Source organism: Lactobacillus gallinarum (genome assembly GCF_002160635.1).
In the GTDB taxonomy this organism is placed as follows: Bacteria; Bacillota; Bacilli; order Lactobacillales; family Lactobacillaceae; genus Lactobacillus; species Lactobacillus gallinarum.
Window position 1 is genome coordinate 45,912 of record NZ_NFKZ01000005.1, and the last position, 16,760, is coordinate 62,671.

Here is a 16,760-nt window from a genome sequence, read left to right on the forward strand (position 1 = left end):
AGAAGAAAAAAGGAATGATTGGATTGTTGGATTGTTGCATCACAAAAATGAAAAAACTTTGGCAGGAGCCAAAATTAAGATCGGAAAGATACTATTTACTTGATAACATTTTTAGTGCTATTACACATGGCATCGGCTTTGGTCTAGCTGTTGCAGGCTTAGTAGTTTTAATTGTTAAAGCTGCACATACTGGCAGTCCCATGCGCATAGTAACTTTTACTATTTATGGTTCATGCCTAGTCTTGTTATATTTGTTTTCAACTTTATATCATAGTTTAGTTTTTACGCGAGCTAAAAATGTCTTCCAGATTTTCGACCATTCTTCAATTTTTCTCTTGATTGCAGGTTCATATACCCCATACTCTTTAGTTGCAATTGGCGGTGCATGGGGTTGGACATTATTTGGCTTGATCTGGGGATTAACGATCTTTGGGATCATCTATTATATTTTCAACCGGGGAAAGCATGTAATTCTCGACACCGTACTTTACGTTGCTATGGGCTGGTTAGTAATTTTATCCGGTTCATACTTGTATGTGCGTCTTAGCCCAACAGGCTTTTGGCTATTAGTCAGTGGTGGTATTGCTTATACGGTCGGAGCGATTTTATTCAGTATGCGTAATGTGCCATTTATCCATACGGTTTGGCATTTATTCGTCATGTTAGGTTCTATTTTAATGTATTTTTCCGTTTTACTTTACGTTTAAAAAGGATGTATCAATTCTGATACATCTTTTTTAGTTAATCTAAATTTTCTAAATACTTTTCTATTGCATCTGGACTATTCTCTAATCTGCTTGAAACTACTAATTCTCTAATTTGATTAAGAGTATGTCCTAATTGAGCACCAGGACGCATCCCATGCTTAATTAAAAAGCGTCCATCTATTGCAAGCTCAGCTGGCTTTTTAATCGGCAAAGCCATATAACGATCAACCAACGCTTCCGAAGCAACAGGCTGTCCCAAAATATGAGCCACATCGATAGTATTAATTATTGTCCTTTCACCTGCTTGGAATAATTCATAATCATTCGGAGTATAATCAGAAATAAGGTCAAAGAATTTAATAATACGTCCTACCTGTTCAGTCATAGCATTAGAATTTTTCCAATCTCGCATAAATCGACTGATTTCTTCATTAGGAAGCTTAAGTAGAATAATAATCAATGACCACAAACTTGTTTCAAGAGTTGGACTAAACTGCAAACGTGGATAAATTTGCAGTAATTCTTTTTTTCCTGCAAAGTCAGGAACATCTTCACTTAATTGCGTATCAAGGAAAATCTGAAAAGCTTGTCTTGAATGAGGACCCAATCCCATCTTTACAAATTCATCCCGAATTCGTTCTACCGAAATTTTCTTTAAAAGTTCATGATTATCCTTAATTGCTTGTCCAGTCTTTTCTTCCAAATTGAATTTTAATTGACTGGTAAAACGAACTGCCCGCATCATTCTTAATGCATCTTCATGAAATCTCTTTTCAGGATCACCAACCGCACGAATAATATGATTTTTTAAATCTTCTATACCATTAAACAGGTCAACAATTTGCCCATGAAGATCCATTGCTAGTGCGTTAATTGTAAAATCTCTGCGCTTTAAATCTTCATCAAGGTTTTGTACAAATGTAACATGATCTGGTCTTCTAAAATCTTGATAACCAGATTCAGTTCTAAAAGTGGTAATTTCATAGCTTTCACCGCCATACAAAACGGTTACCGTACCATGCTTAATTCCTGTATCAATCGACTTTTCAAAAAGCTCTTTAACTTCTTCAGGATAGGCACTAGTAGTAATATCTACATCATGAACATGTCTATCAAGTAAAAGGTCTCTCACTGAACCACCGACAAAATATGCTTCAAAGCCGGCATCTTCTAAAATCTGTAAAACCGGCATTGCTTTAATAAATACTTCTGGTAATTTATCTACTTTAATCATTAGCAAAATCTCAATTCTTAATTTCTTTATTTATAACTTTTCACTTTTAGTTTGTTAAAATGAAGGGAAAGACATAAAGGAGGTAATCATTATGCTTAAAATCAATAAATCTACCGCGATTGATATCTTTATGATTGCATTAGGATGTGCCATCTATGGACTAAGCTTGGAAATCATTTCAGTTCCCAATGAATTAGCCGACGGTGGAATAAGTGGTATTTCACTTATCTTACGCCATTTTTGGAATATTAATATGGGACTTTCCACCCTAGTACTTAATATCCCATTAATCATATTAGGTTATCGTTTTATGGGCAAACGCTTATTAACCTATACAATCTGGGGAACGCTCTGCCTTTCCTTTTTTCTTTGGTTTTGGCGTTCAGTACCTATTATAAAACAATTAGATTTAGAACACGACCTCTTCCTTTCTGCAATTTCAGCAGGTGTACTCTCAGGTATAGGTTTAGGGCTGGTTTTCAGATATAACGGTACCTCTGGCGGGACTGATATTATTGCTCGAATTTGTCAAATCAAATTTGGCATTTCATCTGGCAAAATGCTGCTATTCTGTGATGCTGTAGTTTTATTTGCATCCCTGTCCTATCTAGATCTCAAGCATATGATGTATACTTTGCTTGCTTCTTTTGTCTTATCACGCGTAATGGATACTGTACAACAAGGTGCTTATAGTGCACGTGGTTTATTAATTATTTCTAATAAGTATGAACAAATTGGTAAAATGATTGATTTAAAACTTGATCGTGGTTTTACTTACTTTAAAGCTCTAGGTGGTTATAAACAAGATGATAAACGAGTAATCTACGTAGTCGTGTCTCCTAGAGAAATAGCGACTATTAAACAACTAATTAGGCAGGAAGATCCTAATGCATTTGTGTCAATTATTGAAGTTCACGAAGCGTTAGGTGAAGGATTTACATATAAGCAAAAACGGCATCACTTATTAATCCGTAAATAAAAAGCGTCCGAGAAAAGCAATTTTCTCAGACGTTTATTTTTTACAAATTATTGTACAAATCTTGCATTTCCATATCTTCGGGTACTAATTCAAGATATTTTTGCAATAACTGTTTAGTAATATCAGGATTGTTTTGAACACTAAAGAACATAATCATTTGATGCAAGAAATCTGGATTCTCTTTAAAATCCGGATAAGCCAATAAAAATTCACTTTGTGCTTTTTCTGTATCATCTAGACGTTCATATGACAAAGCCATATTCCAGTGAGCTTGAGCATCAATGTTCTCATTATCAAAGTCTTTGAATAAGGCAATATTTTGCTTATTCTGGTGTCGATGCAAATATAGGTTAGATAGTTGCATCCGTAATTCACTGTTGTCAGGCGCCTGTTTAAGCCCCTTCTCGAGCAAATCTGCCGCAGTGTCCAACTGATTCAAATTTGCGGCTGCACGCGCTCCCATTGAATAAAGAGTTTCATCTAATTCATTATAGGCTAATCCTGCTTGTACGCTGCGCAATACTTGCTCGTTATCATGCTTATGTTCATAAGCTTGAGCAAGTAAAGGATAAGCATTGACATAATCAGGACTTTGATCTATTACTTCGTCTAATAGCTTAATAGCCTGATCATCATCACCAACAGCTAGCATTACTAGCCCAGCTTCATACTTGCTATCAATATCTAGCAGGCTACTGCTGTGCTCTCTAATAATTTTTGCGGCTGCTTCGTAATTGCCTAATTTTGCGTTAGTAGCAATTAATCTTTGATTTAGGTTAACTTCACCAAAAGTTTTCTGGCGCTGAATTAAATCTTGGTATAAAGATAAGGCTTGTTCATAGTTTCCACTTAAATAGTCAAGTTCAGCTAATCCAAATTTAATTGCATCCTCTTCTGGAGCAAGTTTAAGAGCTTGAAGCAATTTATCTTTAGCTGTCTCAATTAAGCCGCTTGTTTGGTAGTAATCTGCTTGTACAAGTAAACTATCCAGATAGGCTGAAGACTCTTTAGAAACGCCATACAGAAGCGAGAGGCCATCATCTTCATCTCCATCATTAAGCATAATTTCTGCCAAATAGACTTTAAATAAGTCTTCCTGAGGAAATTTTGCAATTAAAGCGCGATAAACTTCTTTAGCTAAATCTGTAAATCCTAAATCGGTCAGATTTTCCGCTAAAGAAGATAAAATTTCAGGGTCATCTTTATCTAATGCTTCTTTTAAAAGATGTTTGCTTTGTGAAAAATCATGGTTTTGAATTGAATCAAGTAATTGTTCTGAATAACTCATTATTTTGCCTCCAGTCAGACTTTAATTGTACTAAAAAAAGACGCTGGAACAAAGTCCAACGTCTTTTTAAACTAAGGTTAAGTATCTTACTTAACAGCTTCTTTAAGAGCCTTACCTGGCTTAAATGCAGGTACTTCACTAGCTGGGATTTCGATTTCATCACCAGTTTGTGGGTTACGACCCTTACGTGCTGCACGGTGACGTACTTCAAAAGTACCAAAACCGATTAATTGTACCTTTTCACCCTTAGCAAGGTTGTCTTGAATTGAGCCAAAGATAGCATCAACAGCAGCAGCAACTTCCTTCTTGGTTAACTTAGTCTTTGAAGCAACTTCAGAAACTAATTCAGCTTTATTTGCCATAAATATTTCACCTCCTGAATTTGAACCCGAAGTTCAAAGTTTTTTCTTTGTTTTGAAAAAACAAGGAATAATGATCTAGATCTAGACTAATCATTGTTTCCTAGAAACCAAAATATCACAAAACCCCTGTTACAACAAGGATTTTTACAAAATATTGGTGTTTTTTTCATTATTTTCTCTTACGTGGAAGAATTTTGATCGGAGTTCCAGCAAAATCAAAGTTTTGTCGCAATTGATTAATCAAAAATCGTTCGTAAGAAAAGTGCATTAATTCTGGATCATTGACAAAAACAACAAAAGTTGGTGGATTGGTACTTACCTGTGTCATATAGTAAACGCGCAATCTCTTTCCCTTAACCATTGGTGTTGGAACTAACTTACTTGCTTCAAGCAATAAATCATTCAACACGCTTGATTGAATACGTTGATTTTGATTGTCATAAACTTCTTTAACCATTGATGGAATTTGATCAAGACGTTGACCAGTTTTAGCTGAAACAAACAAAATTGGAGCATAATCCAAATATTGAAATTCAGCTCTAATCTCGCGTTCAAATTCTTTAGCACTAGTACTATTTTTCTTTGGTAAATCCCACTTGTTTACAACAATGATAATTCCGCGCCCTGCTTCATGGGCATATCCGGCCACGTGCTTGTCTTGTTCTCTAATGCCTGTACTTGCATCAAGAACAAGTAAAACCACGTCTGAGCGTTCAATAGCAGCCATAGCTCGCAAGACAGAGTACTTCTCGGTTTTTTCGTAGACTTTTCCACGTCTTCTAATACCAGCAGTATCTACAACTTTAAATTTAATTCCGTCTTTAGTAAATGGCGTATCAACTGCATCACGAGTAGTACCTTCTTCATTTGCAACAATTACTCGATCTTCACCCAATAATTTATTAACAATTGAAGATTTACCTACATTTGGTCGTCCAATTACGCTAAATGAAATGACGTCATCAGCTTCGCTATCTTTTTCTGCTGGAAAATCATTAACTATTTCATCTAGCAAATCACCGATTCCCGTACCATGACTACTAGAGACAGGAATTGGATCACCTAATCCTAAACTATAAAAATCATAAATATCATTTCTTTGCTCAGGATTATCTGCCTTATTAACCGCTAAAATTACCGGTTTTTTAGTGCGATAAAGAAGATGTGCAATTCTTTCATCAAGATCAGTCACATGATTTACTACATTAGTTAACATCACGATGACATCTGCTTCTTCAATTGCAATCTCAGCCTGTGCACGGATCTCTTCTTCGATTTTTCCGCCTTCCCAGGTAATACCACCTGTATCGATCAAATCAAATTTATGGCCCATCCATTCAGCTTGAGCATAATTACGATCACGAGTAACACCGGGTTTATCTTCTACGATTGCTAAGCGTTGATTGATTATTCTATTAAAAAGTGTAGATTTACCTACATTTGGTTGTCCAACGATTGCAACAACTGGTAAAGCCATATGCCCCTCCTTTAAAAATATAAAAATAAAAAAGCCGACACAGAGTCGGCTTTTTTAACAGAAATGACTACTTACGGTCCTTTAATTGGTCACCAATGATGTCACCTAATGCAAAGCCGTTATCGTTGTCACCCATGTACTTCTTGTTAACTGAGTTTTCGTTACGTGAACGATGTGGACGAGAACTGTGGTTATCTGATGAAGAAGCGTTTGAGTCAGCAGCCTTGATTGAAAGTGAAATTCTTCTGTCACTTGGGTCAATGTTCAAAACCTTAACCTTAACAGTTTGACCAACCTTCAAAACATCGCTTGGCTTGTCAACGTGCTTGTTTGAAATTTCTGAAACGTGTACTAAACCTTGAATACCGTCAGTAACTTCAACAAATGCACCAAAGTTAGTTAATGACTTAACTTCGCCTTCAAAAATATCGCCTTCGTTTAAGTCAGCTGTAGCTTGTTCAAATGGTGAAGGTTCAGTTTGCTTAATAGACAGGGAAATACGATGTCTGTCATTGTCAATACCAATGACCTTAACCTTAACATCTTGACCAGCCTTCAAAACATCACTTGGCTTATCAACATGCTTGTAAGAAATTTCTGAAATGTGAACTAAACCGTCAACACCACCGACATCGATAAATGCACCGAAGTTAGTTAAGCGTGAAACCTTACCTTCGATAACGTCACCAACAACTAATTGTGATGCAACCTTATCAAATGCTTCTTCACGTTCTTCTTCAACTAAATCCTTGTGTGAAAGAATCAAACGGTTCTTGTTAGGATCAATTTCAGTAATCTTAAGCTTCATAGTCTTACCAATGTATGGCTTAAGATCTGAAACGTAACGGTTTGAAATTAATGAAGCTGGCAAGAAACCACGTGTACCAACATCTACAAGTAAACCACCACGAACTGATGAAGTTACAGTACCTTCGATAGCATTTCCTTCTTCGAAGTCCTTTTGTAACTTGTCGTAAGCTTCTCTTTCCTTCAAGCGGGTAACTGAGAAGAAGAATTCACCATTTTCCTTATCGCCACCGGCTCTTCTTAATACCAAGGCCTTGAACTTGTCGCCAGGCTTAACTAAATCATGTAAGTCTGTGTTACGATCTGAAGTGTATTCACGACGAGTAATAACGCCTTCAACACCAGCGTTTACAACGCCAACATCGATTTGGCCGTCTTCAACGTCTAATACTTCGACATCGACAATATCTCCGACCTCAACTCCTTGCATTTGCTTTAATGCGTCTAAAAATTGATTACTGTTTTCTGACATATGTACCTCCCAATATCATGTCCCATTTTAAAGGAAAGTTTGATATTTTTCTACTATTTTGTGCTGTTTTTTTAAAAATTTTTTTGACTTTTTTCGATTTCGGCTAAAATTGCGTCTACAACCTGCTCAATTGACATATTTGTAGTATCAATTTCAATTGCATCATCTGCCTTTTTTAATGGTGAAATCTTGCGGTGTGAGTCTTTATAGTCCCTTGCTGCAATATCTTGTTCGATTTCATCCACTGTCTGATTAGATTCAATGCCGCGCTCTTTAAAATCTAAAAGTCGACGCTCAGCACGAGATCTAGCAGAAGCCACTAAGAAGATCTTTACTTCCGCATCTGGTAAAACGGTCGTACCGATATCACGACCATCCATGATTACATCAGTTTTACCTGCCATTTGACGTTGTAAACTAACCATTTTTTCTCGTACTTTAGGCAAGGCAGAAACTTGTGACACATTAGCAGAAATTTCTGGTGTTCTAATTTCTTTAGAAACATCTTTTCCTGCTACATACACCTTTTGCTCACCATGTTCAGATTTCAATTCAATTCCATCTTCATCAATAGCTTGCAAAATTCCTGCTTCATCCCCGTAATCTAGCTTATGATTACGAGCAATAACTGTACATGCACGATACATTGCACCAGTGTCTATATAAACGTAAGACAGCTTTTTAGCAATGATTTTAGCAACCGTGCTTTTACCTGCTGATGCAGGTCCATCTACTGCTACTTGCATTTTAATAAAAAAGAGATCTTACTGCTCGACCTCTTTTACCCTTTCTGAAAGATTATCTCAATTTAAGTGTTTGGCCAACATTGACGTTTGAAGAATCTTTAAGATTATTTAATCTGGCTAATTGATCAACAGTCATGCCATATTTTTCTGCAATATTAGTTAAAGTATCACCATCTTTAACTAAATAAGTCTTAGGTTCAGTCTTTTGAGATGAACTTGAACTAGTCTCAACAGAATTCTTCTTAGCTGAAGATGAAGTCTTTTTAGCTTTACTTGATGATTTAATTGCCTTAGATGACTTTTTAGAAGAAACCTTCTTAACTGTTTGAACTTCTTCAGCTTTTTCAGAATGGCCTGATGACAAACGATGAACAACTGGGATTAATGCAATTAATATAACAACTAAAATCACAATAACTGCAATCCATCTAGCAGATCCACTGGGCTGCTTATCCTGTGAACTTCGCTTTTCAGTTGGCCGTTCATAGTGTTGATATGGCCCTGTTGATTTTTTATCCATCTGTAAATTCCTCCATTCACTTAACGGATTAATTCTAGCATACTTTAATAGTCTTTGAATATGAAAAATCCCATCAACTTAAAAAGTTAATGGGATTTTACTTTAATTCAAATTAAATCTTTTTCGTACAAATGGCTTAATCGTCTTAATAGTTGCCTCAAAAAGCAAATATACAACGACACTGTTAATTACACCTTTTAATAAATTAAATGGCACTATAATCGTAAAAATATAAGCTTGCATAGATGGTAAATGTAATAACTGACCTAGATATACCTTTTCAGTGAAGTGATACAAAGCACCATAACTATTAATCGCAGGTAAATTAGGAACCGCCGTTACTGCATATACTGGAGTCAAAATAAATGCGTTAGTTAAAGACATCACACAGGTCATTGCCAGAATACCAATAATTAATCCACACATTGGTTTAACTATTCCCATCTTAGTTTTTCTATTCTCAACCGTAACATTCTTACTAAAGAAATAAAATGGCAAAGAGAAAGACATCGAAGCAAGAAAAGCTGCAATTTCACCTACTACACTTGGTAAAGCAAAACCAGCAAAAATCAAGCTTAACACCATTCTAATTAATGCAATAATTACACCTGGAACAGCTCCAAAGATAAACATTCCAACTGTAATAATTACATCTGAAAAATCAAACTTTAAAAAACCTACGCCAGGGATAATTGGAAACTCAAATTTCATTACCACAAAGGCAATACACCCAATTAACGCATACGCAATAATATTAGCTAATCCTGTAGCATTTGCTCTAGATTTACTCATGACTTACTTTCCTTCCTACAAAAAAGGTCTATTGCTCCAGCAACAGACCTTTATAAAGTAAAGTAAGATTTACTTTATTGATCTGTCTTCTTCCATCTAGACTTTAACTATCGGTATCAAAAGATTCAGCCACTTGCGTGGGTCGCGGACTCTAACCGCCGGTCGGGATTTTCACCCTGCCCTGAAGACAATAACCTATATATTTAATTTCTAAGTATAAGTTAATCTAATCTCATTAATTTGTCAACTTCGCGCTTTGACAATTCGCGATATTGTCCAGAAGTAAGAGAATCTAAGGTTAAAAATGCATATTTTTCACGGGATAATTTTTCAACTAAATGTCCTACAGCCTTAAACATACGCTTAACTTGATGATAATGTCCCTCGTGGATAGTCAATTGAACAATTTGAGTATCTTTACGCTTATCTGTTTTAAGAATCTTTACCTTTGCTGGAGCAGCCTTAAAACGATCCAATTTAACCCCTGTAGTTAATGTTTTAATCTCATCAGGAGTTAAAATCCCCTTGATTTTAGCAACATAAACTTTAGATACTTCATTTCTAGGGTGCATTAATAAATTAGCTAACTTACCATCGTTAGTCATTAAAAGCAAACCTGAAGTATCATAATCAAGACGGCCAACTGGATATAAACGATATGGCACATCTTCAAAATAATCAACAACCGTTTTTCTACCCTTATCATCATCTGCAGTAGAAACAACACCACGTGGCTTATAGAAAAGATATGTATGCAAGCTTTCTCTTTCAATTGGTTCATCATCAACCGTAATATTACTGAAAGTTTCAACCTTGGTTCCTAGCTTAGTAACTACCTTACCATCCACTTTCACGCGGCCAGCTACAATCATTTTTTCTGCTTTTCTTCTGGAAGCAATTCCTGCTTCTGCTATTACTTTTTGCAGTCTCTCTACCATTATCTTTCCTCTTTCTGCATTTGCTTATCTGCGGTTCCTTTTGCCTCAAACAAATCTATTTCACCATTACTATCATTATCCGCAAAATCTTCTATTAAAGGCAAATCTGCTAAACTATGATAATTAAAATACTGTAAGAAATAATCCGTAGTTACATACAATTTAGGATGTCCAGGAGCATCTTTTTTGCCATCGGCTTTAATCAAACCGCGCCAAACTAATGTCTGCAATGCTCCAGATGAATTAACCCCACGAATATCATCAATTTCTACCCTAGTAATAGGCTGACGATATGCAACAATTGCCAAAATTTCTAGAGCTGATTGACTTAAGTTTTTTGTTAAATCTTTTTGAAAATATTTTTCAATAATCTTGGCTGTTTGCGGACTAGTAGTCAACTTGTATGTATGAGCAATATGAATTAATTGCAAGCCAGAATCTGAATTCTTCGTTAGCTTTCGTTGCAAATTCTCGGCAACCTTATCTAAAGTTTCACTATCAATCTCTAGCATTTCAATTAAATTTTGCTCTTCTAATCCATTATCACCAGCCGCATATAAAAGTGCTTCTAAATTTGCCTCTTTACTTGCCATTTACATCAATTCTTTCTAAATTTAAATCACCAAATTCTCTTGCTTGTAAAATTCGAATTTCGTGTTTTTTGCTCAATTCAAGCATTGCTAAAAACAAACCAATCACATCAGAAATACTATGCATTTGATCAGTACAACTAAAAAAGCTGACTTGTCGTTTTTTTGCCAAACGCCGATGCAAATAATCAATCATTTCGTTAATTGGAGTCTCAGCCACTTTAATTGAAGCAGTATCCGGTTGACGCATCTTTAATCTGCGGAGAACCATGGAAAAAGTTGTTGCCAGTTCATTTGAAGTAATTTGTCCTTTAGGCAATGGTTGAACCTTAACAGAAGTTGAAACACTTGCTTCCTTTGACACAACAATTGGTACTTCTTCATTTCTTTCTTTAAAATATGCAGAAATCTTTTTAAAAATTGAATATTGTACTAATTGCTGTACTAATTCATCCCGAGGATCATCTTCAGCTTCCACTTCATCTACAAAATCATTTTGTGGCAATAAATATTGTGACTTTATTCTAAGCAAAGTTGAAGACATCACAAAATATTCCCCAGCAATTTGTAAATTCAGACTTTGCATTTGCCTCAAGTACTCTAAATATTGACTAGTAATTTGAGCAATGGGAATATCATAAATATCTATTTTTTGCGATTGAATTAAATGGAGCAATAAATCTAATGGCCCCTCAAAATTAGGTAACTCTAACGTTAAATTACTTTTATTCATTATCTTCTTCGACAGTTTTTAATAAATTGGTATATTCAGGTACAGCGGTAACTCTTTTATCAGGGTATTCATTTTTTAACTCACTGACAATTTCTTTTTCATAACTAATTTCACGAAAACCGGGAGCTAAAGAAAGATATCTGATCACAACAAACTGCTTAGTTACTTGTGTACCCAACACTCCTACAATATTATTCTGTTTATTACGGTACAAATAAAGCAGAAAATCATTATCTTCTTGATTAAGTCCTACTTCTTCTTTTAGATTTTCAATATTTTTAAAATCAGGCAAATATGAGAGTAATCCCATTGCCGTTTTTTCATAGTCTTTTTTATATTGTATTAGCATTATTAATCACCTAAAGACGAGGATGTGTCTTTTGATATACTTGTAAAATATGTTTTTGAGATAGATTAGTGTAAATTTGGGTAGTACTAATATCTGAGTGTCCCAAAATCTCTTGCACTACCCGTAAATCTGCCCCATTTTCAAGTAAGTGCGTTGCAAACGTATGGCGCAATGTATGGGGAGTAACATCTTTAGTAATTCCAGCAGATTGACAATATTTTTTTATCATTTGCCAAATTGCCTGCCGTGTAAGTTGCTTGCCTCGACTATTCAAGAAAATATGCTCATCATTTTGACCAGCTTTTAAAATTAATGGATCTCGCACATCTTGTTGATATTGCTTTATCCAATGCAAAGCAACTGAACTAATCGGTATCAAGCGCTCCTTAGAGCCTTTACCCAATACTCTAACTAAACCCAAATCTTCATGTAAGTCTTGTAATTCCAAATTAATCAATTCACTTACACGCATACCAGTCGCATATAAAGTTTCCAATATTGCTCGATCTCTTAAACCCAATTTTCGTTTAATATCAGGTTGTGCAAGCAAATCATTAATTTCTTTCTGATTTAGAGCTACAGGAAGACGTCGCTCTTTTTTAGGTAAATCAATTTCAAGCATTGGATTTAACTTCTGAATGTTTTGACGCGCAAGCCATTGATAAAATTTACGCATACTAGAAATGAGCCGACTAATTGAACTAGTAGCTTTATTTAAATCGTATTGTCTTGCTAAAAAGGCATCTACATCGCTAGCCTCTGTTGGCCAAGAATTCATACCCTCTTTTTTTACAAAAGCCAGGTACTCTTCCAAATCTTGACGGTAAGCAGTAATCGTATTATTGCTTAGGCCACGTTCAATTTGACTATAGCGTAAATAATCATCAATCTGGTCTTGTAGTTTATTCTTCTCCATCAGTATTCTCTTCTGGATCTTTAATTAAAGTGATAGCACCGGCAGTTTTATCTTCTTCGATTAAGCCTGCTTTGAGCAAATGACCTAATGCGCGCTTAAATGCGGATTTAGAAATACCGAAGTAACGCTTTATATCTTGCGCATCAGATTTATCGTAAAATGGTAAAGTTTTAGTCTCTCTTCGGCGCAAACTCATCAAAATCATCTGAGCATCATCGTCAATTTCTTCAAAAGCACGTGGCAAAGTACTTAAATTTAATCGACCATATTGACTGATACCAATAACTCTGCCCTTAAACTGTTCACCTAAGCGCATTGGACGAGGCATTTGTGATTCGTGTACAAAACCTAAATAATAATCATTAGTTAAAACAAAGGCACCAATTTCACGACTAGCATAAACAGTTCCGAAAACATTTTCATTATTCATTCCATTCGGAAAGTTTGCTGCTAACTGATCAAAAATATTTTCATCTGCTAACTTAGCCCAAATTCGATCCTTATAGTCGGTTTCTAATCGCACCAAAAGACGATCATCACGACGAGGCCATCTTTCCTTTTCTCGTGGCAAGTCATCCATAGATACTACCACATCTTTATCGGGTAATCCGACATCAACAAATACACCTAAACCCGGTCGAACTTCTGTTACCTTGCCCCAGCCATATTGATCAGGCTGAGCAAAAGGTAAAAACTGGGTCATTTCTCGATCATGAGACTTGTTATCATAAATAAAGCCTTCTATTTCATCACCGATCTTAGGAATTTCGTCTTGGGTAAGCTCTTGCTTTTTTAGTTCATAAGTAGTGCCATCAATTTGTACATAATAGGCATTATCATTTTCATCAATTATTTTTCCTTTTGCAACAGTTCCAAGCATGTTTATAATCTCCTACTTTACATATTCTTTCATATACAAGTATAAAAGATATTTGCGCAAAATAAAATAGCCAGCTCGAAAGCTGACTATTTTTTTGATTAGCTAATCTATTTTTATTTTATCTTTTAATTAAAGGTTTGAGATTTCGCCTTGGTAGATAGCACCACGACGAGCATCAACAGTAATAGTTGAACCATCAGAAATCTTTTCAGTAGCGTTAGTTGCACCAACAACAACTGGGATACCTAATGATAAACCGATAACTGCTGCGTGTGAAGTCAAACCTGAAGCTTCAACAACTAAACCTGAAGCCTTCTTGATAGCTGGGTTGTAGTCTGGGTTAGTAGTCTTAGCAACTAAGATGTCGCCTTCCTTAACCTTGCTGTTAGCTTCTTCAGCTGAGTTTGCTACAACAGTCTTGCCGATAACTGAACCGTTACCAACACCTAAACCTTGAACAAGCTTGTTACCGATGATTTGTAACTTCATCAAGTTAGTTGTACCTGAGTCACCAACTGGAACACCAGCAACGATGATTACAAGGTCGCCATCCTTAACAAAGCCCTTTTCCTTAGCTACCTTAGCAGCTACTTCAAACATATCATCAGTTGACTTAGGCTTTTCAGTCAATAATGGTTGTACACCCCAAACGATACCCAATGAGTGTTGGATCTTTTCATCGAAAGTCAAAGCAATGATGTCTGCGTTTGGACGGTACTTAGAAATCATACGTGCAGTGTAACCTGAGTTAGTTGCAGTAATGATAGTCTTAACACCTAATTCTTGAGCAGTACGTACAACTGATTCACCGATAGCTTCAGTTACATTTGAACCCTTGTAAGCTTCGAATCTTTGAAGTGCTAAAGTGTTACGCTTAAGCATTTGCTTTTCAGTACGTTCGTCAATTTCAGCCATTGCCTTAACAGCCTTAACTGGGTAAAGACCGTTTGCTGATTCACCTGAAAGCATAGTTGCGTCAGTACCATCAAGAACAGCGTTAGCAACGTCAGAAACTTCGGCACGAGTTGGACGTGGGTTTTCTTGCATTGAGTCAAGCATTTGAGTAGCAGTAATAACTGGCTTACCAAGTGCGTTAGCCTTGCGGATTAAGCTCTTTTGTACAAATGGAACTTCCATGAATGGAATTTCAACACCCATGTCACCACGAGCAACCATCAAACCATCTGAAACTTGTAAGATTTCGTCAGCGTTGTCAATACCTTCTTGTGATTCAATCTTAGGGAAGATCTTAACGTAATCTGCACCAGCTTCTTCACAAAGCTTACGGATGTCTAAGATGTCTTGAGCCTTACGTGCAAATGAAGCAGTAATGAAGTTAATACCGTATTGTAAACCGAACTTAATGTCGTCAGTATCCTTTTCAGTGATACCTGGAAGGCGAATTTCAACACCAGGAGCGTTAACACCCTTCTTTGAGCCGATAACACCAGTGTTTTGAGCTTCACAGACTAATTCTCTCTTTGAGTCGTCCTTTTCCTTGATCAAAAGGTCAACCAAACCATCATCGATTAATACGTGACCACCAACGTGAGTATCATCGTACAAACCTTCGTAGGTAACGTGGATCATGTCCTTGTTACCCTTCTTAGTGTCGTCCATTGATACACGGATCATGTCACCGGTATTAATAGTAAACTTACCACCTTCTTGTTCAGTGGTTCTGATTTCAGCACCCTTAGTGTCAAGGTCGATACCAAGAAGCAAACCAGTATCCTTTTCCACTTGACGAACCATCTTCATACGAGCAAGGTGTTCTGGGTGGTCACCGTGTGAGAAGTTGAAACGGAATACGTTTGCACCAGCTTTAGCTAAAGCAGTAATAGTTTCAATATCGTTTGAAGCTGGTCCTAAAGTACTAACAATCTTAGTTTTCTTCATTATTAAAAAAATCCTCTCCAAAAATCGACTAAATTAATATTTAGTCATTTCTTCATTTACATCCAACAACGCATAATCGCCATGGTGCTTTCCGTCAAACAGATCAAGAATGTCGTGGGTACCAAGTTGACCATTCTCCATGCCGACAGCTAAACCGCCCTTCCCATCGAGAAGCAACTTAACAGCATAGTTACCCATCTTAGTAGCATTTACTCTATCTGTGACAGTTGGTGAGCCACCACGTTGCATATGCGCAAGGACATTAGCACGAGCATCAAAATCGCCGTATTTAAGTAATTCATCCTTAAACTTATCAGCGGTCATGACACCTTCTGCTAAAACAATGATACCATGATCTTTGCCATCTGCAAAACCACGAGTGATAGTTTCTGCAATTTCTTTTACGTCGTATGGACGTTCAGGAATAACAATTGCATCTGCACCACTAGCTACACCAACACGCATAGCGATGTCACCACATTCACGTCCCATTACGTTAACAACGAAGACGCGGTGGTGACTACTTGCTGTGTCGCGAATCTTATCGATTGCGTCCATAGCAGTACGACAAGCAGAATCAAAGCCAATCGTGTAGTCAGTATAAGGAATATCATTATCGATAGTTCCTGGTAAACCAACTGAGTTTACGCCGTGGCGAGTCAAGGCTAAAGCACCATGGTATGATCCATCACCGCCAATAACGATAACAGCATCAATACCATGCTTCTTTAATTGCTCAACACCCTTTTGTTGCACTTCTTCTTGTGCAAATTCAGGGAAGCGGGCACTGTACAAGAATGTACCGCCTTCACTTATCTTGTGGTCAACATTTTCCGTAGTAAGCGGAACAAAGTCACCTGCAACCAAACCAGCGAAACCATAACGAATTCCAAAGACTTCAAGTCCATGATGGATAGCAGTCTTGGTGACAGCTCTAATTGCTGCATTCATACCAGGGGCGTCTCCACCACTAGTTAAAATACCAATCCGTTTCATGAATTCACCTCATCATGATTATTTTGTGTAATTTCTCACATCAAATAAATATTAACATTTTTTCACCCAAAAATC

Annotated in this window: 18 protein-coding genes and 1 riboswitch; of the genes, 2 read left to right on the forward strand and 16 right to left on the reverse strand. The window is 36.5% G+C overall.

The genetic code is table 11. The features are described 5' to 3' along the window. Positions 1-47: 47 nt before the first annotated feature. On the forward strand, positions 48-707 hold the full coding sequence (gene trhA / locus B5E95_RS03380; protein ID WP_035434335.1) for a PAQR family membrane homeostasis protein TrhA: 660 nt from the start codon (positions 48-50) through the stop codon (positions 705-707). Between the two features lie 34 nt (positions 708-741). On the opposite strand, the gene B5E95_RS03385 is transcribed toward trhA, so the two are convergent. Further along, on the reverse strand, positions 742-1,941 hold the full coding sequence (locus B5E95_RS03385) for a CCA tRNA nucleotidyltransferase (RefSeq protein ID WP_025005749.1): 1,200 nt from the start codon (positions 1,939-1,941) through the stop codon (positions 742-744). 91 nt (positions 1,942-2,032) lie between these two features. On the opposite strand from B5E95_RS03385, the gene B5E95_RS03390 reads away from it, so the two are divergent. Further along, positions 2,033-2,920 (forward strand): YitT family protein, encoded by an 888-nt coding sequence (locus B5E95_RS03390; protein WP_087176180.1) that lies wholly within the window; start codon positions 2,033-2,035, stop codon positions 2,918-2,920. 40 nt (positions 2,921-2,960) lie between these two features. On the opposite strand, the gene B5E95_RS03395 is transcribed toward B5E95_RS03390, so the two are convergent. The 15 genes from B5E95_RS03395 to pfkA all read right to left on the reverse strand — a co-directional run bounded on the left by B5E95_RS03395 (position 2,961) and on the right by pfkA (position 16,685). Beyond that, positions 2,961-4,208: a tetratricopeptide repeat protein gene (locus B5E95_RS03395; protein ID WP_025005747.1), complete on the reverse strand. Its 1,248-nt coding sequence runs from the start codon at positions 4,206-4,208 to the stop codon at positions 2,961-2,963. Positions 4,209-4,294: 86 nt separating this feature from the next. Further along, positions 4,295-4,570, reverse strand: a complete 276-nt coding sequence (locus tag B5E95_RS03400) for an HU family DNA-binding protein (RefSeq protein ID WP_003547110.1) — start codon at positions 4,568-4,570, stop codon at positions 4,295-4,297. Between the two features lie 169 nt (positions 4,571-4,739). Next, positions 4,740-6,047 carry a ribosome biogenesis GTPase Der gene (der, locus tag B5E95_RS03405; RefSeq protein WP_087176181.1) on the reverse strand — a complete coding sequence of 436 codons (1,308 nt, stop codon included), beginning with the start codon at positions 6,045-6,047 and terminating at the stop codon, positions 4,740-4,742. A 67-nt stretch (positions 6,048-6,114) separates the two neighbouring features. Continuing rightward, positions 6,115-7,326 carry a 30S ribosomal protein S1 gene (gene rpsA / locus B5E95_RS03410; protein WP_025005746.1) on the reverse strand — a complete coding sequence of 404 codons (1,212 nt, stop codon included), beginning with the start codon at positions 7,324-7,326 and terminating at the stop codon, positions 6,115-6,117. Between the two features lie 71 nt (positions 7,327-7,397). Further along, positions 7,398-8,072: a (d)CMP kinase gene (cmk, locus tag B5E95_RS03415; RefSeq protein ID WP_025005745.1), complete on the reverse strand. Its 675-nt coding sequence runs from the start codon at positions 8,070-8,072 to the stop codon at positions 7,398-7,400. A gap of 52 nt (positions 8,073-8,124) precedes the next feature. After that, complete coding sequence (locus tag B5E95_RS03420) at positions 8,125-8,592, reverse strand: SAG1386/EF1546 family surface-associated protein (protein ID WP_025005744.1); 468 nt, start codon at positions 8,590-8,592, stop codon at positions 8,125-8,127. Between the two features lie 102 nt (positions 8,593-8,694). Next, positions 8,695-9,384: an ECF transporter S component gene (locus tag B5E95_RS03425; RefSeq protein WP_025005743.1), complete on the reverse strand. Its 690-nt coding sequence runs from the start codon at positions 9,382-9,384 to the stop codon at positions 8,695-8,697. A gap of 80 nt (positions 9,385-9,464) precedes the next feature. Continuing rightward, a riboswitch (FMN riboswitch) is annotated at positions 9,465-9,577 on the reverse strand. Between the two features lie 28 nt (positions 9,578-9,605). Then, positions 9,606-10,322 carry a pseudouridine synthase gene (locus B5E95_RS03430; protein ID WP_025005742.1) on the reverse strand — a complete coding sequence of 239 codons (717 nt, stop codon included), beginning with the start codon at positions 10,320-10,322 and terminating at the stop codon, positions 9,606-9,608. Beyond that, positions 10,322-10,915: an SMC-Scp complex subunit ScpB gene (scpB, locus tag B5E95_RS03435; RefSeq protein ID WP_087235575.1), complete on the reverse strand. Its 594-nt coding sequence runs from the start codon at positions 10,913-10,915 to the stop codon at positions 10,322-10,324. Before scpB ends, B5E95_RS03430 begins: the two co-directional genes overlap by 1 nt. After that, the gene (locus B5E95_RS03440) at positions 10,905-11,645 is read right to left on the reverse strand and encodes a segregation and condensation protein A (RefSeq protein WP_087235576.1); all 741 of its coding nucleotides are present in this window, start codon (positions 11,643-11,645) and stop codon (positions 10,905-10,907) included. The genes scpB and B5E95_RS03440 overlap by 11 nt, the downstream gene beginning before the upstream one ends. Further along, positions 11,638-11,994, reverse strand: a complete 357-nt coding sequence (locus B5E95_RS03445; RefSeq protein ID WP_025005739.1) for a reductase — start codon at positions 11,992-11,994, stop codon at positions 11,638-11,640. The genes B5E95_RS03440 and B5E95_RS03445 overlap by 8 nt, the downstream gene beginning before the upstream one ends. A gap of 10 nt (positions 11,995-12,004) precedes the next feature. Next, entirely contained in the window at positions 12,005-12,910 is a 906-nt protein-coding gene (gene xerD, locus B5E95_RS03450; protein WP_025005738.1) for a site-specific tyrosine recombinase XerD, read from the reverse strand. Further along, a complete protein-coding gene (locus B5E95_RS03455; protein ID WP_025005737.1) occupies positions 12,897-13,790 on the reverse strand; it encodes a CvfB family protein in 894 nt (297 codons plus the stop codon). The genes xerD and B5E95_RS03455 overlap by 14 nt, the downstream gene beginning before the upstream one ends. A gap of 129 nt (positions 13,791-13,919) precedes the next feature. Then, positions 13,920-15,689 (reverse strand): pyruvate kinase, encoded by a 1,770-nt coding sequence (gene pyk, locus B5E95_RS03460; RefSeq protein ID WP_025005736.1) that lies wholly within the window; start codon positions 15,687-15,689, stop codon positions 13,920-13,922. Between the two features lie 33 nt (positions 15,690-15,722). After that, complete coding sequence (gene pfkA, locus B5E95_RS03465; protein WP_025005735.1) at positions 15,723-16,685, reverse strand: 6-phosphofructokinase; 963 nt, start codon at positions 16,683-16,685, stop codon at positions 15,723-15,725. Positions 16,686-16,760: the final 75 nt, after the last annotated feature.

Coding starts and splice junctions, on each gene's coding strand:
- B5E95_RS03385 (WP_025005749.1), bottom strand. CDS start 1,941: ATGATTAAAGTAGATAAATTACCAGAAGTATTTATTAAAGCAATGCCG.
- B5E95_RS03420 (WP_025005744.1), bottom strand. CDS start 8,592: ATGGATAAAAAATCAACAGGGCCATATCAACACTATGAACGGCCAACT.
- B5E95_RS03395 (WP_025005747.1), bottom strand. CDS start 4,208: ATGAGTTATTCAGAACAATTACTTGATTCAATTCAAAACCATGATTTT.
- B5E95_RS03440 (WP_087235576.1), bottom strand. CDS start 11,645: ATGAATAAAAGTAATTTAACGTTAGAGTTACCTAATTTTGAGGGGCCA.
- B5E95_RS03445 (WP_025005739.1), bottom strand. CDS start 11,994: ATGCTAATACAATATAAAAAAGACTATGAAAAAACGGCAATGGGATTA.
- B5E95_RS03455 (WP_025005737.1), bottom strand. CDS start 13,790: ATGCTTGGAACTGTTGCAAAAGGAAAAATAATTGATGAAAATGATAAT.
- B5E95_RS03400 (WP_003547110.1), bottom strand. CDS start 4,570: ATGGCAAATAAAGCTGAATTAGTTTCTGAAGTTGCTTCAAAGACTAAG.
- B5E95_RS03425 (WP_025005743.1), bottom strand. CDS start 9,384: ATGAGTAAATCTAGAGCAAATGCTACAGGATTAGCTAATATTATTGCG.
- rpsA (WP_025005746.1), bottom strand. CDS start 7,326: ATGTCAGAAAACAGTAATCAATTTTTAGACGCATTAAAGCAAATGCAA.
- der (WP_087176181.1), bottom strand. CDS start 6,047: ATGGCTTTACCAGTTGTTGCAATCGTTGGACAACCAAATGTAGGTAAA.
- xerD (WP_025005738.1), bottom strand. CDS start 12,910: ATGGAGAAGAATAAACTACAAGACCAGATTGATGATTATTTACGCTAT.
- B5E95_RS03390 (WP_087176180.1), top strand. CDS start 2,033: ATGCTTAAAATCAATAAATCTACCGCGATTGATATCTTTATGATTGCA.
- scpB (WP_087235575.1), bottom strand. CDS start 10,915: ATGGCAAGTAAAGAGGCAAATTTAGAAGCACTTTTATATGCGGCTGGT.
- pyk (WP_025005736.1), bottom strand. CDS start 15,689: ATGAAGAAAACTAAGATTGTTAGTACTTTAGGACCAGCTTCAAACGAT.
- cmk (WP_025005745.1), bottom strand. CDS start 8,072: ATGCAAGTAGCAGTAGATGGACCTGCATCAGCAGGTAAAAGCACGGTT.
- trhA (WP_035434335.1), top strand. CDS start 48: ATGAAAAAACTTTGGCAGGAGCCAAAATTAAGATCGGAAAGATACTAT.
- pfkA (WP_025005735.1), bottom strand. CDS start 16,685: ATGAAACGGATTGGTATTTTAACTAGTGGTGGAGACGCCCCTGGTATG.
- B5E95_RS03430 (WP_025005742.1), bottom strand. CDS start 10,322: ATGGTAGAGAGACTGCAAAAAGTAATAGCAGAAGCAGGAATTGCTTCC.